Origin of the sequence: Pseudomonas sp. NFPP04, assembly GCF_900113815.1 — a bacterium.
Taxonomy (GTDB): domain Bacteria; phylum Pseudomonadota; class Gammaproteobacteria; order Pseudomonadales; family Pseudomonadaceae; genus Aquipseudomonas; species Aquipseudomonas extremorientalis.
Genome location: NZ_FOQS01000001.1, coordinates 15,271 through 30,299, shown reverse-complemented (window position 1 = coordinate 30,299; position 15,029 = coordinate 15,271). Strand labels below are relative to the sequence as shown.

The following is a 15,029-nucleotide window of genomic DNA, read 5'->3' as shown; positions in this document are numbered from 1 at the left end:
TGGAACAGAGATGAATTTTTGCGCCCCGGTAGGGGCGTTTTTTTTGTGTGCAGGCTCAGTGACGAATCGTCGCACCTGTCTGACATGGCTTGACCCTAAAGCTACTTCACGGTCCAGAGTTTTCCTACAGCCTCCCCCGCCTCGCCATGAGGCCATGCCCTTTTCGTTTTCTTTAAAGGTAACTCCCCATGCGTATCCTTGTGGTTGAGGACGAGCAAAAAACCGCCGACTACCTGCAGCAAGGCCTGACCGAAAGCGGTTATGTCGTCGATTGCGCCGCCAGCGGCATCGATGGCCTGCACCTGGCCCGGCAGCACAGCTACGAATTGGTGATCCTTGATGTGAACCTGCCCAACACCGACGGTTGGGAAGTGCTGGAGCAACTGCGCCGCGACGGCAATCAGCGCGTGATGATGCTGACCGCACGCGGTCGGCTGGCCGACAAGATCAAGGGCCTGGACATGGGTGCCGATGATTACCTGGTCAAACCCTTTGAGTTTCCCGAACTGCTCGCTCGCGTGCGTACGTTGCTACGGCGCAGCGAGCACATCCCGGTGCCGGACGTGCTGCGCGTCTCGGACCTGGAACTGGACCCGCGCCGGCATCGCGCCTACCGCGGCAACCGCCGGATCGACCTGACCACCAAGGAGTTCGCCCTGCTGCATGTGCTGATGCGCCAGTCCGGCGAGGTGATGACCCGCACGCAGATCATCTCGCTGGTGTGGGACATGAACTTTGACTGCGACACCAATGTGGTGGAGGTCTCCATCAGCCGCCTGCGCGCCAAGGTCGATGACCAGAGCGAGGTGAAGTTGATCCACACCATTCGCGGCGTGGGGTATGTGCTGGAGGCGCGGCCATGAAGACCAGCAGCCTGTCGATGCGCCTGGGGTTGACCGTCAGCCTGATGGGCGCCGGGCTGGTTTTGCTGCTGGCAACCCTGGCGTACCTGGCCCTGACCCACGAATTGGACAAGCTCGCGCGCAAGGGCCTGGAAAACAAAATGGAGCAACTGGCCCATACCCTCGGCCAAGGCCTCGATGAACACCGCATCACCAACCGCCCCCATTCACTGCTGGACCTGGTGATGGGCCACGACAATATCTACCTGACCATCATCGGCGCACGGCCCGATGCACCGGTACTCCTCAGCGTCGGCGCCAGGCCCCAGCAACCGCTGTTGCTCGACGTGCCCACCGGCAAGAACCTGGCCTATTTGAACTGGGTCGATGGCCAGGGCAATCGTATTCTCAGTGCGACGCGCCTGATGCCCCTGCAAGGGGGCGAATACGTACGCGTGTTGTTGTCGCTGGACCGTTCCGATGATGAAGCGTTGCTCAGTGCCTACCTGCGCTCCACGGTAATCGCCCTGCCGATGCTGCTGATCCTGATCGGCATGGGCGCCTGGTGGCTGGTGCAACGCGGGCTTGCGCCCTTGCAGCAGTTCAGCCGGGTGGCGGCCAAGGTCAGCACCCAGGACCTGACCCATCGCCTGGCCCTGGACAACCTGCCCAAGGAACTCGGCGAATTGGCCCAGGGCATCAATTTCATGCTGCATCGCCTGGACGCCGGGGTGCAGCAGCTGTCGCAGTTCTCCGACGACCTGGCCCACGAACTGCGCGCCCCGCTGACCAACCTGATGGGCAAGGCCCAGGTGACCCTGTCCCGCGAGCGGCCTTCGGCGGAGTACAAGGCCGGCCTGGAATCCTGTACCGAGGAAATGGAGCGTCTGTCGCGCATCGTCTCCGACATGTTGTTCCTCGCCCAGGTCAGCCACCCGGCGGCACGGGCCGGGTTTGCCCCGGTGTCGCTGGCCGAGGAAGCGCAACGGGTGATGGCACTGTTCGCGCTCAGCGCCGAAGACAAGCACGTGACCCTGAGCCTGCGCGGCGATGCCTGGGTAACGGGCGACCGCTTGATGATCCAGCGCGCCATTTCCAACCTGCTGTCCAATGCCATTCGCCACACCCCCTGCGACTCCAGCGTGTTGCTACTGGTGGAAAGCTACGACCGGAGCGTGGCGCTGTCGGTCGGCAACCCTGGGCGCGGTATCGAGGCCCATCACTTGCCCCACCTGTTCGAACGTTTCTACCGCGCCGACAGCAGCCGTACCCGCGCGGAAGGCGGCACCGGACTCGGCCTGGCGATTGTGCAGTCGATCATGCACCTGCATCAGGGGCACGCCGAGGTCAGCAGCCAGCCGGGCCGGTTCACACGGTTCAGCCTGGTGTTTCCTCTTCCTTGCGATGGGCCCACTGATACAGGGCCGGCAGCACCAGCAGGGTCAGCAATGTTGAGGAAATGATCCCGCCGATCACCACCGTCGCCAAGGGCCGCTGCACTTCGGCACCGGTGCCGGTGGCAAGCGCCATGGGGATAAACCCGAGGGACGCCACCAATGCTGTCATCAACACCGGACGCAGTCGGGTCAGCGCGCCTTCGTTGATCGCCATCGACAACGAGCGCCCTTCCTCACGCAGGTTGCGGATAAAGGCGATCATCACCAGGCCGTTCAGCACCGCCACGCCGGACAAGGCGATAAAGCCCACCCCCGCCGAGATCGACAGCGGAATATCCCGCAGCCACAGCGCCATGATCCCACCGGTCAAGGCGAACGGAATCCCGGTGAACACCAGCAGGCCGTCCTTCAGGTTGTTGAACATCATGAACAACAGGCCGAACACCAGCAGCAATGCCACCGGCACCACGATGCGCAGGCGCTCGGAGGCTTCCTTCAACTGTTCGAACTGGCCGCCCCAGGTGGTCCAGTAGCCCGCCGGTACTTTCACCTGGGCGATCAAGGCAGCCTCGGCCTCCTCGACAAACGAGCCGATATCCCGGCCCCGCACGTTGGCGCTGACGATCACCAGGCGCTTGCCATTCTCGCGGCTGATCTGGTTCGGGCCGAGCACCAGGTCCAGGCTGGCGACCTGGGACAAGGCGATAAACCCCAACTGGCCAGCCGCATTACCCGGCACCGGAATCAACAGCCGAGACAGCCCGTCGATATCGGTGCGCAACGCGTCGGACAAACGCACGACCATGTCGAAACGCCGGTCACCTTCATACAACGTACCGGCCTGGCGCCCACCGACAGCGACGGCAATGGTGTCCTGCACATCGCCCACATTCAGGCCAAAGCGCGCAGCCTTGTCGCGGTCGATATTGATGGTCAGCACCGGCAGGCCGGACGTCTGCTCAACCTTCACTTCCGAGGCGCCATCAAGCGTCTGCAAGGTCTCGGCGATTTCCCCGGCGGTGGTGTTGAGCACGCCCATGTCATCGCCGAACACCTTCACCGCCACATCACTGCGCACCCCGGAAATCAGTTCGTTGAAGCGCAGTTGGATCGGCTGCGACAACTCGTATGCACTGCCTGGCACAATCGCACTGGCACGCTGGATATCAGCGATTAACGCTTCCCGGGACTTCTTCGGGTCGGGCCATTGGTCCTTCGGCTTGAGCATCACGTAGCTGTCGGAAATATTTGGCGGCATCGGGTCTGAGGCAATTTCCGCGGTGCCGGTGCGTGCAAACACCCGCTGGATTTCCGGCACCTGGGCCATCAAGGTTTTTTCCAGTTGCTGCTGCATCTGCACCGATTGCGTCAGGCTGGTGCCGGGCACGCGCAAGGCCTGCTGGGCGAAGTCGCCCTCACTGAGGCTGGGGATAAACTCGCTGCCCATGCGGCTGGCAACAACGCCGGAGGCGACGATGGTCAACACGGCCAAGCCGAACACCAGCGGTCGGCGCGCCATCACCCAGTCCAGCACCGGTGCGTAGACCCGGCGCGCGGTGCGCATCACACTATTTTCTTCTTCCTTGACCTTGCCGGTGACGAACAGCGCAATCGCCGCCGGCACGAAGGTCACCGACAGGATCATCGCGCCCAACAGGGCGATCACCACGGTAAACGCCATCGGGTGGAACATCTTCCCGGCCACCCCGGTGAGGGCGAAGATCGGCAGGTACACCACCATGATGATCAGTTGCCCGAAGATCAGCGCCCGCCGCGCTTCCTTCGCCGCCGCGAACACCTCATGCAGGCGTTCGCTGCGGGTCAGCAGGCGACCATGACGCTGTTGCGCGTGGGCCAGGCGGCGGATGGCGTTCTCGACGATCACCACTGCGCCATCGACGATAATGCCGAAGTCCAGCGCGCCGAGGCTCATCAAGTTGGCACTGACCTTGTTGGTGAACATTCCGGTAAAAGTGAACAGCATCGCCAGGGGAATCACCATGGCCGTGATCAGCGCAGCGCGGATATTGCCGAGGAACAGGAACAGCACCGCGACCACCAGCAACGCACCTTCGAAGAGGTTTTTCTTCACGGTGGCGATGGCTTTTTCGACCAGGTGGCTGCGGTCGTAGACCGTGACCGCCACCACGCCTTCGGGCAGCGAGCGGTTGATCTCTTCGAGTTTTTCCGCCACAGCCTGGGACACGCTGCGGCTGTTTTCACCGATCAACATGAACACCGTGCCGAGCACGACTTCACGGCCGTTTTCGGTGGCGGCGCCGGTGCGCAGTTCGCGGCCGATCTCGACCTGGGCCACATTGCGCACGCGAATCGGTGTGCCGTCCGAGCTGGTGATAACGATATTGGCGATGTCGTCGATGGACGCCAACTGGCCCGGTGCCCGGATCAACAGTTGCTCGCCACTGCGCTCGATATAGCCAGCGCCGACGTTGGCATTGTTGCGCTCCAGCGCCGTGACCAGGTCATTCAGGGTCAGGTTGTAGGCCGCCAGGCGCTTGGGGTCGGGGGCAATCTGGTACTCCTTGGCGAAGCCACCAATGGTGTTGATCTCGGCCACGCCCGGCACGTTGCGCAGTTGTGGCTTGATGATCCAGTCCTGGATGACCCGCAGGTCGGTGGGTGTGTAAGGCGTGCCATCGTCTTTGCGTGCGCCGTCCTCGGCCTCGACGGTCCACAGGAAAATTTCCCCGAGGCCGGTGGAAATCGGCCCCATGGCCGTTTCGATGCCGCTGGGCAATTGCTCGCGGGCCACTTGCAGGCGCTCGTTGACCAGTTGCCGGGCGAAGAACAGGTCGGTGCCGTCCTTGAAGATCACCGTTACCTGAGACAACCCGGAGCGCGACAACGAACGGGTCTGCTGCAATCCGGGCAAACCGGCCATGGCGGTTTCGATGGGGAAGGTGATGCGCTGTTCGGTTTCCAGCGGTGAATACCCGGCCGCCGCCGAGTTGATCTGCACCTGTACGTTGGTGATGTCAGGTACCGCGTCGATGGGCAATTTCTGATAGCTGGCGATGCCGACACCGGCCATCAACAGCACCGCCAGCAGCACGATGATGCGCTGCTCGATGGCAAATTGGATAAGGCGCTCAAACATGGGGAATCACTCGCAGGATCAATGGGCGTGCTCGGCCGAGCCTTTGCCCAGTTCGGACTTGAGGATGAAGCTGCCGACCGTGGCCACCTGCGCCCCGGCATCGAGGCCCTGGCGCACTTCGACGTAGCCGTTTTCGCTCGCACCAAGCTCCAGGTGACGGGTGATGAAGCCCTCCGGGGTACGTACGAATACCGAGGGTTTGTCCTCGACGGTCTGGATCGCGGCCTGCGGGACGGTCACCTTCGCCTGGTAAGAATCCGTCGCCAGTTGCACGCTGACAAACAGCCCAGGGCGCCAGGCGTCATCGGGGTTGGGCACACTGATGCGCACGGTGGCCGTGCGCGTCTGCTCACCGAGCAGGTTGCCGACGTACGCCACAGTGCCCTGCACTTGGGTGCCCATTTCGGTGGAGCTGACGGTGACCGGTTTGCCGACCCGGACCTTGTTCAAGTCCTTGGGAAACACACCGAAGGTCACCCACACCTGGGACAAGTCCGAGAGGGTGAAAGCGTTGCTGGTTTCGCTGACGACTTCACCGACACCCAGGTGTTTTTCCACCACCACACCGGCGAACGGGGCGCGCAACTCGTAGCGATTGCCGCCAACCAGCACAGCGCTACCGCTTAATGCGGTCATCTTTTGACGAGCGTTGTTCAGGGCAATCTCAGCTTCCTGCAGGGCCTGGCGCGCCAGCAGGTAATCCTGTTCGGCGGAGATCCTGTCCTGCCACAACTGGCGTTCACGCTGAAAGGTGGTACGCGCCAATTCAACCCGGCGCTCGCTGGCGGCCAGCTCACTGCGCTGGTCGGAGATCTGCTGGCTGGCAATCACCGCCAACAGCTCACCCTTCTTCACCGATTGGCCGAGGTTGGCCTTGACCGACTCCACCACACCCGCCACACGCGGGATGATATGGGAGGTGCGATCTTCGTCGAAACGCACCTCGCCCGGGAGTACCAGCATCGTGCTAAGGGTGCGGGGCTCGGCCTGGGCCAGTTGAATGCCAGCGGCCTGGATCTGCTGCTCGGTGAGTTCGAGTGTGCCTTCTTCTTCATCGGCCCAGGCAACGCCGGACAGCATCAGGCCCAGGGCAATGGCAAGTGCCACACCGTGTCGGTTGTTCATAAAGGACTCCAAAGACAATCAAAACCGGGCGAGGTCGCCGTAGATCCGTTCGATACGCACCCAGGCGTCAGTGGCCTGGGCGGTGGCGGTGAGGTACTGGGTGCGCGCAGCGATCAGGGTGCGCTGGGCGTCGAGCACGTCGAGGTAGCTGAACTTGCCCATCTCGAAACCACGGGTGGCGCTGTCCACTGCACTTTGCGCGGCGGGCAGGATCTGCTGGTTGAACGCGCGCACTTCGGTATTAGCGGTTTGCCACAGGTCCAGCGCCTGGCGGGTTTCAGTGCGCAGGCGCAGTTCGGTGGCGTTGCGCAGGTCACGGGCCTGGTCGGCGCGGCGGGTGGCGGCGAGCACGTTGCCCTGATTGCGGTTGAACAGCGGGATCGGCATCGACACGCCCACCAGGTTCACGCGCTCGCGCACGCTGGCGTCGTACTGGCTGCCGATGGACACATCGAGGTCGGGAATGCGTTGGGCTTTTTCCAGGCCGACGCTGGCTTCGTTTTGCAGGATGTTCAGCTCGGCCAGGCGCAGTTCAGTGGTCTGCTCAAGGCGCGTCAACAACTGTGCAAGCGGCGGCAGGGGCGGTGTGGATTGGGACGGTGTAGCGACCGCCTGGAAATCCGCGCCGGCACTGCCGGTGCTGGCGGCCAGGCGGCGATAGGCGTCGGTGAGGCCGACCTGTGCGCGGTTCAATTCCAGGCGCATTTCCGATAGTTGCACCTGCGCACGGGTTGCCTCTACCGGCGACGCTTTGCCCGCCGTGACGCGACCATTGGCAACGCCCAGGCCGCGCTCGGCCACGGCCATGGAACGCTGCGCCAGGTCGAGGCGTTCCTGGGCACGCAGCGCGCCGTAGTAGTTGTCGATGACGTCGACGCGCAGTGTGTTGCGGCGCTGTTCCAAGGTCAGGGCGGCGGCGTCCTGGGCACGGCTGGCCACGTCAATGCGTGCACCACGCTTGCCGCCCAACTCCAGGGCCTGGCTGAGCTTGATGGAGGTGGTGCGAGAGTTGCGACGGGTGTCTTCGGCGTCCCAGGAGAGCACCGGGTTGGGGATCAACCCGGCCTGCTGGCGGCCGCCCTGGGCGATGTCGACTTCCCATTGTGCAGCCGCCAGGTCAGGGTTATTGGCGAAGGCGGTCTGCAAGGCTGAATCGAGTGTGAGGGTCTGTGCCTGGGCCGCGCCGGCAACCAGCCACAACACACCCGCCCCCATGAGTTTTCTAACGGAAATTGCCATAACGAGAGTTCCACGCCCATGAAGTACAAGCGCAGGCAATGTAGCGGCCGCGACTTATCAGGGCGGTGGAGCAAAGATTACAAATCCGACAGCAATGGCTCTGCGGCGGGCATTTCGACCGCCCGCCGCTGATCGCACCAAAACGGTACATAAGCACTTGGCCAGCGCGGTATCGGGTATGCTTTTCGGGCAGGAAACAAAAAGAAACAATTTCCCCAACCTGTTCGATAAGGAGTCCCGCCTTGGAGTTATCGACTGCCGCGTGGATGGTTCACGACACTCGCCTTATGTTTTGTGTACTGCTGGCCATCGCCAGCATCATCGTGCTGATCAGCGCGACCAAGTTGCCGCCATTCCTGTCGATCCTGATCGGCACCTTTATCGCCGGTGTCGGCGCCGGCCTGCCGCCGGAAGAAGTGGCCAAGGCCTTCAGCAAAGGCGCCGGGGCGATCCTCGGTGAAGCCGGGATCATCATTGCGCTGGGCTCGATGCTCGGCGCATTGATGGCCGAATCCGGCGCGGCCGACCGCATTGCCACCACCTTGCTCGGGCTGGGCAAGGGCAAGTCATTGCCGTGGGTGATGGCGCTGGTGGCGATGGTGATCGGCCTGCCGTTGTTCTTCGAAGTGGGCCTGGTGATGATGGTGCCGATCATCTTTGTGATGGCCAAGCGTTCGAACCAGCCACTGCTGAAAATCGCCATCCCGGCACTGGCCGGCATGACCACCCTGCACGCTCTGATGCCACCGCACCCAGGCCCGCTGATTGCGGTAGGCGCCTTGCACGCCGACCTCGGCCTGACCATGTTGCTGGGTTTCTGCCTGGCGGTGCCGGCGGTGATCCTGGCTGGTCCGATCTATGGCAACTGGCTGTCCAAGCGCCTGCAGGTGGATGAACCGGCGGACATCGGTGCACTGTTCAGCGCCCCGCCCAAGGCGCCGCGCCAGCCGAGCTTTACCGTGTCGTTGCTGATCATTCTGTTACCGGTGATCCTGATGCTGGGCAGCACGCTGGCCAAGGTCGCGCTACCGGCCGACAGCAGCGTCGGCCTGACCTTGAAGTTCCTCGGTGAACCGCTGATCGCCCTCGGCCTGGCCGTGATCGCCGCCGTGATCTGCCTGGGCTGGGCCGCAGGCATGCCAAGAGCCGACGTGGGCAACACCCTGCGCAAAGCCTTAGCCCCCATCGCCGTCTTGCTGCTCACCATCGGCGCCGGCGGCGGCCTCAAGCAAACCCTGCTGGATGCCGGCGTGAGCCAGACCATCAGCAAGGTCGCCGAAGGTGCGCACATGCCGTACCTGCTGCTGGCGTGGCTGATCGCGGTGGCACTGCGCCAGGCAACGGGTTCGGCGACAGTCGCCACCACCACGACGGCGGGCATTCTCGCGCCGATGATGGCCGGGTTGGCGGTGACGCAAAGCTCGTTGGTCGCGCTGGCTATCGGCGCCGGCTCGGTGTTCTTCTGCCACGTCAACGACGCCGGGTTCTGGATGGTGCGTGAGTACTTCGGCTTGCAACTGAAGCAAACGATCTGGGTGTGGTCGGTGTTGCAGACGATTGTTTCAGTCGTCGGTCTGGCGGGGACGCTGGTGCTTTGGCATTTCCTGACCTAAAAACGCCGTACTGAGGGGAAGAGCTCTTCCCCTCAATGGTTTTACTGATGCAAAACAAAACGAGCATCGAGCTTGCCAAGCAACTCAAATGTATTCATGTAAGGCACACCGAACAGTGAGCAAACATTGGGTCAAATCGTCATTGCCCCTGGCGAGTTCGACCCTGACCGGCACGATACTGGCAATCTCCAAAGCCTGGTGTTGTTGAAGAATCCATGCCCAGTAACCTGGGCAAACCGTCATTGCGTAATAGCGGTTCTTGGCCTCGATCAGCGTGTTCGAATCCAATAGATGCTTCATGCCGATAGTTTCATCCCATAAGTCTTCAACTTGGCAGGCTGCACACCCAGCAGTTTCCCCGCTTCTCGCAGCAGAATCCGCCCGCTCTGCGCTTCTGCCAGAACAGCCTTGCTCAAACGGGTGCTGTTTCTGATTGCCGCGGTGCGGTAGTAGTCCCCTCCACTGCCGTCCTTATCTCGATACGCCTGCAAGATACGACGGTAATAGGCGCCATATTCATCACTGCTGATGTAGCCAAGATCACGGGCACGACGGGCAATCACCAAAGTGCTGACGCGAAAGCGTCCGGCCAAGGGAGCCAGGTTTCCTTCCCAGTGAATATTCGAATCCCAGTGCCCCCGAAAAACCAGCTCCGGCGCCAAGAACTCTCCCGCGACAGCATTGCAAAAAGCTTCTTCCTGGCGGGCACTGTGACTGTTGCCATCGGAGACACCCGTGCTGCCAATCCAGATATGCGCCAGCTCATGCATCAATGTAAAAAGCCGCGCCGTGGGTGCGTCCGCACTGTTGATGAACACCACGGGAGCCATCGCGTTGCTGATCGCAAATCCTCGAAACTCACTCACATCAAGTTTTCGGTGGGTGTTTCCCATGGCAACACCGCTGCGCATGACGAGAATGCCAGCGTCCTCGGCGCCACTTACCAAGGCCCTGAAATAGTCCTCATAGCTCATACGGGCAAAGTCATCCGTCACACCGAGGACGCGACGAATATCTGCAACCACGTCCTTGATGGGCGAACGACTGCTGAAACTTCCCACGAAAGGCAGCGGAGAACGCTCGTGGTCCTGCAAGTACTCCAAATACCAGTCTTGTTTACGGAGCACGTCTATCACGGTGTCTATTAGATTCAAGCTGGGTTTGTCAGGAAAAACACCCTCCCCAGTACGCAGATCGGGGATAGATAGATGATCCTGCGGCGGAACCTTGAGGAAAAGAAAACCAAAAGGGATATGTGCAATAACGGCCCATTTTTGCGCTTGGTTAAACGTAGGAAGGCTCTGACCTACTTCCCACTCCCTGACACGCCCCAGATGCACCGTGAGACTTTTGGCAACCTTTGCCTCAGACAAACCCGCCCGCTGGCGAGACCAGGAAAGGATGGCGGGATTGATAAAAGCCGTCTGGTTCATAAGGTTCTGAATGCTGCTCAGGGGTGGCCAGGACTATAGAAACGGCGGCAAATCCGGTCAATTGATGGCCCTACGTGGCATTTGTAACAGCATCCACGGCATGCTGTTTTCCAAACAACGCCACACTCCCCACCCCCACCGCCCCCATCACCACGCAATACCCCACGCAGATCCACGGGCTGGTCGGCATCAACGCAATCAGCAGCAGCGGCGTGGTACTCGCCCACAGCGCGTAGGCAATGTTGTAGGTAAAGGAAATCCCCGACACCCGCACCTGCGCCGGAAACAGGCCGACCATCACCGACGGCACCGCGCCGACTACGCCGCAACTGAGGCCCGCCACGACATATGCCGCGCCCAGCCAGATCCCGCCGTTGATCAGGCTGGCGTACAGCACCGCAATCCCCACCGGCAGCATCAGGCTGTAGACCAGCACCGCGCGCCAGGCGCCGATGCGGTCCACCAGCAGGCCGGCCAGGACGCAGCCGATGTTCAGGAACACGATGCCCAACGCGCTCAAGGCGAAGGTATGGCTGGGGCTCATGCCGAAGGTTTTCTGCATCATGGTCGGGGTGATGACCACCAGCACCACCACAGCGGAGGTGAGCACACAGGTGAGGATCATCGCGGGCAGCAACACCGCGCGATGGTCACGCAGCACGGTACGCAGCGGGAGTTCGGCGGCAGCCTGGCGGCGGGCCTGCATTTCGAGGAACACCGGGGTTTCGCTGAGCCAGCGGCGCAGCCACACGCCGATCACGCCGAACACACCGCCGAGCAGGAATGGGAAGCGCCAGGCGTAGTCGAGGATTTCTGCGGGGGTGAAGACCTGCGCCAACAGCGTGGCGGTGAGGGCGCCGAGCAGGTAGCCGAAGGTCAGGCCGGCTTGCAGGAAGCCCAGGGCATAGCCGCGATGGTGGGGCGGCGCGTGTTCGGCGACGAAGGTCCAGGCGCTGGGCACTTCACCGCCGACCGCCGCACCTTGCAGCACGCGCAGCACCAGCAGGATCAGCGGGGCGAAGTAACCGATTTGCGCGTAGGTCGGCATGATCCCGATCAGCAGGCAGGGCAAGGCCATCATCAGGATGCTCAGGCTGAACACGCGCTTGCGTCCCAGGTGATCGGCGAAGTGCGCCATCAGGATGCCGCCCAGCGGGCGCGCCAGGTAGCCGGTGACAAAGATGCCGAAGCTTTGCAGCAGGCGCAGCCACTCAGGCATTTCCGGCGGGAAGAACAGCTGGCTCAAGGTCAGCGCGAAAAACACGAAGATGATGAAATCGTAGATTTCCAGGGCACCGCCGAGGGCGGCCAGGCCCAGGGTTTTGTAGTCGGAGCGGGAAAAACGCTGCGCCTGCGTAGGAAAGGTGGCAGTCATGTGGAGGCTCGGCAGACAAACAAAATGGCGTGCAGGTTATGAGCTGAGCCCAATGATGGCAATCGCGACAGATATATTTGTTTTCCTCATGGATCGATGAAGATAACTGCATTCCCATATCAATGGCCGTAGCGGAACATGCCGGAAAATCGCCTGCACCCTAATAACTATAAGAGGAAAGACTCATGGCCGATGCTATCGAAGAAAGCCGCTATGCCCGATTTGCCCTGCGTTGTTCCAATTTCGCCGAGCGCTGGTTTCCAGACTCCTGGGTATTCGCCGCCCTTGCGGTGATCATCGTTGCCGTGGCGACCCTGGGTATGGGCGCCGCACCGACCGAGGCCGCCAAGGCCTTTGGTGATGGGTTCTGGAGCCTGATCCCGTTCACCATGCAGATGGCCTTCGTGGTGATCGGCGGTTATGTCGTCGCCAGCTCGCCGCCCGCCGTGAAACTGATCGACCGCCTGGCGCGTATCCCAAAGAATGGCCGCTCGGCCGTGGCCTGGGTGGCGCTGATCTCGATGGTCGCCTCGTTGCTGAACTGGGGCTTGTCCCTGGTGTTTGGCGGTTTGCTGGTGCGGGCGCTGGCGCGTCGCACGGATCTGCGCATGGATTACCGTGCTGCCGGTGCGGCGGCGTATCTGGGGCTCGGCGCCGTGTGGGCGTTGGGGTTGTCGTCATCGGCGGCACAGTTGCAGGCCAACCCGGCCAGCCTGCCGCCGTCGATTCTGTCGATCACGGGAGTAATCCCGTTCACCGACACCATCTTCCTGTGGCAATCCGGCGTGCTGTTGCTGGCATTGATCGTGGTGTCGCTGATCATCGCCTACGCCACCGCACCCGGCCCGAACAGCGCCCGCGATGCCAAGGCCTGTGGGGTCGACCCGGCGTTCAACCTGCCCAAACTGCAAGCCCCCGCCCGCCCGGGTGAGTGGCTCGAGCACAGCCCCTTGCTGACCATTCTGCTGGCATTGCTGGCGGCCGGCTGGCTGTTCCATGAGTTCTCGACCAAACCGGCGATCAGTGCCATTTCAGGGCTGAACACCTATAACTTCCTGTTCATCATGACCGGCGCCCTGCTGCACTGGCGCCCGCGCAGCTTCCTCGATGCGGTGGCGCGTGCGGTGCCGACCACCACCGGCGTGCTGATCCAGTTCCCGCTGTACGGCTCGATCGCCGCGCTGATGACCGTGGTCAAGGGTGGCGACGGCCAGACCCTGGCGCACCATATCTCCACCTTCTTCACCTCCATCGCCTCCCACGACACCTACGCGCTGCTGATGGGCGTGTATTCGGCGGTGCTGGGCTTCTTTATCCCGTCGGGCGGCGGCAAGTGGATCATCGAAGCGCCATACGTGATGCAAGTGGCCAATGACCTGCAATACCACCTGGGTTGGGCGGTGCAGATCTACAACGCCGCCGAGGCGCTGCCGAACCTGATCAACCCGTTCTATATGCTGCCGCTGCTGGGGGTGTTGGGGCTCAAAGCGCGGGACCTGATTGGCTTTTCGTTCGTGCAGTTGCTGGTGCACACGCCGCTGGTGTTGTTCCTGCTGTGGGCGCTGGGGACAACGTTGAAGTATTTGCCGCCGGTAATGCCCTGACCAATGGATGAAGCATCTGTTGCTGCAACAGGTGCTTCATTCAGGCGCAACAGGAAAACATTCCAATAGATCAGGCAGGGCGCTCTGGATCGTGTCCCAAACCACATCAAGGTTGATATCGAAATAGCCGTGGGCGATTCGGTTGCGCATTCCGCGCATGCTACGCCATGTGATTTGCGGGTGACTTCACGCAAAATCCGGATACTGGTCCATGATTTTCGTCGAAGCTTCACCAATGATGATCAGGCTCATGATCACCGCTTGCTGAGTACGCTTGTCTTCCAGAAAAACCTCTTTACCCAAGCCATCAACAAAGGTGATCGCATCAGTGGCAGCTCTGCGGATGTGACTCAGATAATCCTCAAGACGGTTCGTTGTCATACCGGCCGCGCCTCGGCCAAGACTTTTGCGCGAAACGTCAAAGGCAAATCGGCCGGCGTCAGTAAATCCACATTTACGCCAAGCAGATCCTCAAGTTCTACCTGCAGCCCACCAAGATCAAAAAGAGTGGTTCCCGGCGGAGCATCGACCAGCAAATCCAGATCGCTGCCCTCTTGGTCGGTACCCAGTAATACAGACCCAAATACTCTCGGATTTGAGATGCGAAAACGGCCTACCACTTCTCTGACGGCGGCTCGCTGTAGGTCAAGGGCGGTTGAAGGTTTCACGGTTCACCTCAGTGGTATCCATTGCAGGTCCAGTCTAGCAGCGCTGACCGTCTGTAGACACATGCATACGGCGCTTTGCGGTGTTACCAAGAGACTCGATACTGCCCAAACATTTGATCCTTATAAACACGGCACATGTCTGATCGAACGCGTGGGCTTATCTCACGCGGATGAATGGCAATCTCTGGCTTCACCCACCAATACCTTTGATTAACCTGACTCGGACTCCTACTCACCTAGCAACAAGGAACTCCGATGACACCCCTATCCAAATCACTGGAAGAGTTGATCACTGATATTTACCAGGACGGCAACGTTTCAGTCGCTGAATACAGGACCTTGCGCGACGACGCAGATCGCCGCATGGACGCGGTGATCAAGGAGTTCGGCCTGCACAACAACGTGACCGCCTTCCAGAAATCGATCGACGTGGCCATGCAGTTGTTGCAGACCACTGTTGTCGATGCAAAGAAGGCCAGGCTGACCGACACAGGCGAGGCCATCGTCAAGGACGCGGTGACGGCGCAGGTGGAGTACTTGCGCGCCGGCAGCGAGTTGGCGCTGCGCCTGCTGTGATCCGCTGATTCAAATCACTGTCTTCGTTCCGTCACATTG

General features: G+C 61.4%; 12 protein-coding genes and 1 pseudogene. 5 read left to right on the top strand and 8 right to left on the bottom strand.

Annotation, left to right across the window (positions count from 1 at the left end):
- The first annotated feature begins 188 nt into the window (after positions 1-188).
- Together BM017_RS00135 and BM017_RS00130 are read left to right on the top strand one after the other, a co-directional pair.
- Positions 189-863, top strand: a complete 675-nt coding sequence (locus BM017_RS00135; protein WP_071490997.1) for a heavy metal response regulator transcription factor — start codon at positions 189-191, stop codon at positions 861-863.
- Positions 860-2,305, top strand: a complete 1,446-nt coding sequence (locus BM017_RS00130; protein ID WP_092240528.1) for a heavy metal sensor histidine kinase — start codon at positions 860-862, stop codon at positions 2,303-2,305. Before BM017_RS00135 ends, BM017_RS00130 begins: the two co-directional genes overlap by 4 nt.
- Here the strand turns inward: BM017_RS00130 and BM017_RS00125 are convergent.
- The 3 genes from BM017_RS00125 to BM017_RS00115 are packed head-to-tail and all read right to left on the bottom strand — an operon-like array spanning position 2,220 to position 7,721.
- Positions 2,220-5,357 (bottom strand): CusA/CzcA family heavy metal efflux RND transporter, encoded by a 3,138-nt coding sequence (locus tag BM017_RS00125; RefSeq protein ID WP_092240526.1) that lies wholly within the window; start codon positions 5,355-5,357, stop codon positions 2,220-2,222. The two genes, BM017_RS00130 and BM017_RS00125, sit on opposite strands and share 86 nt — an antisense overlap.
- An 18-nt stretch (positions 5,358-5,375) precedes the next feature.
- Positions 5,376-6,482 carry an efflux RND transporter periplasmic adaptor subunit gene (locus BM017_RS00120; RefSeq protein WP_092240524.1) on the bottom strand — a complete coding sequence of 369 codons (1,107 nt, stop codon included), beginning with the start codon at positions 6,480-6,482 and terminating at the stop codon, positions 5,376-5,378.
- An 18-nt stretch (positions 6,483-6,500) separates the two neighbouring features.
- Complete coding sequence (locus BM017_RS00115; protein WP_092240522.1) at positions 6,501-7,721, bottom strand: TolC family protein; 1,221 nt, start codon at positions 7,719-7,721, stop codon at positions 6,501-6,503.
- Positions 7,722-7,963: 242 nt separating this feature from the next.
- On the opposite strand from BM017_RS00115, the gene BM017_RS00110 reads away from it, so the two are divergent.
- Positions 7,964-9,334, top strand: coding sequence for a GntT/GntP/DsdX family permease (locus tag BM017_RS00110; RefSeq protein ID WP_092240520.1), 1,371 nt, complete (start codon positions 7,964-7,966; stop codon positions 9,332-9,334).
- An 84-nt stretch (positions 9,335-9,418) separates the two neighbouring features.
- On the opposite strand, the gene BM017_RS00105 is transcribed toward BM017_RS00110, so the two are convergent.
- The 3 genes from BM017_RS00105 to BM017_RS00095 all read right to left on the bottom strand — a co-directional run bounded on the left by BM017_RS00105 (position 9,419) and on the right by BM017_RS00095 (position 12,142).
- Positions 9,419-9,634 (bottom strand): DUF4411 family protein, encoded by a 216-nt coding sequence (locus tag BM017_RS00105; RefSeq protein ID WP_371914414.1) that lies wholly within the window; start codon positions 9,632-9,634, stop codon positions 9,419-9,421.
- Positions 9,631-10,767, bottom strand: coding sequence for an ImmA/IrrE family metallo-endopeptidase (locus BM017_RS00100; RefSeq protein WP_092240518.1), 1,137 nt, complete (start codon positions 10,765-10,767; stop codon positions 9,631-9,633). Before BM017_RS00100 ends, BM017_RS00105 begins: the two co-directional genes overlap by 4 nt.
- A 70-nt stretch (positions 10,768-10,837) precedes the next feature.
- A complete protein-coding gene (locus tag BM017_RS00095; RefSeq protein WP_092240516.1) occupies positions 10,838-12,142 on the bottom strand; it encodes an MFS transporter in 1,305 nt (434 codons plus the stop codon).
- A 185-nt stretch (positions 12,143-12,327) separates the two neighbouring features.
- Here BM017_RS00095 and BM017_RS00090 point away from each other — a divergent pair, with 185 nt between their 5' ends.
- Positions 12,328-13,746, top strand: coding sequence for a short-chain fatty acid transporter (locus BM017_RS00090; protein WP_092240514.1), 1,419 nt, complete (start codon positions 12,328-12,330; stop codon positions 13,744-13,746).
- A gap of 36 nt (positions 13,747-13,782) precedes the next feature.
- Here BM017_RS00090 and BM017_RS00085 read toward each other — a convergent pair.
- Positions 13,783-14,127: pseudogene (locus tag BM017_RS00085) on the bottom strand (DUF86 domain-containing protein).
- Positions 14,124-14,414, bottom strand: a complete 291-nt coding sequence (locus BM017_RS00080) for a nucleotidyltransferase family protein (protein ID WP_076955290.1) — start codon at positions 14,412-14,414, stop codon at positions 14,124-14,126. Before BM017_RS00080 ends, BM017_RS00085 begins: the two are co-directional and overlap by 4 nt.
- A 255-nt stretch (positions 14,415-14,669) precedes the next feature.
- Between BM017_RS00080 and BM017_RS00075 the strand changes: the two genes are divergently transcribed.
- Positions 14,670-14,990, top strand: a complete 321-nt coding sequence (locus BM017_RS00075) for a hypothetical protein (RefSeq protein ID WP_092240512.1) — start codon at positions 14,670-14,672, stop codon at positions 14,988-14,990.
- The last annotated feature ends 39 nt before the right edge of the window (positions 14,991-15,029 follow it).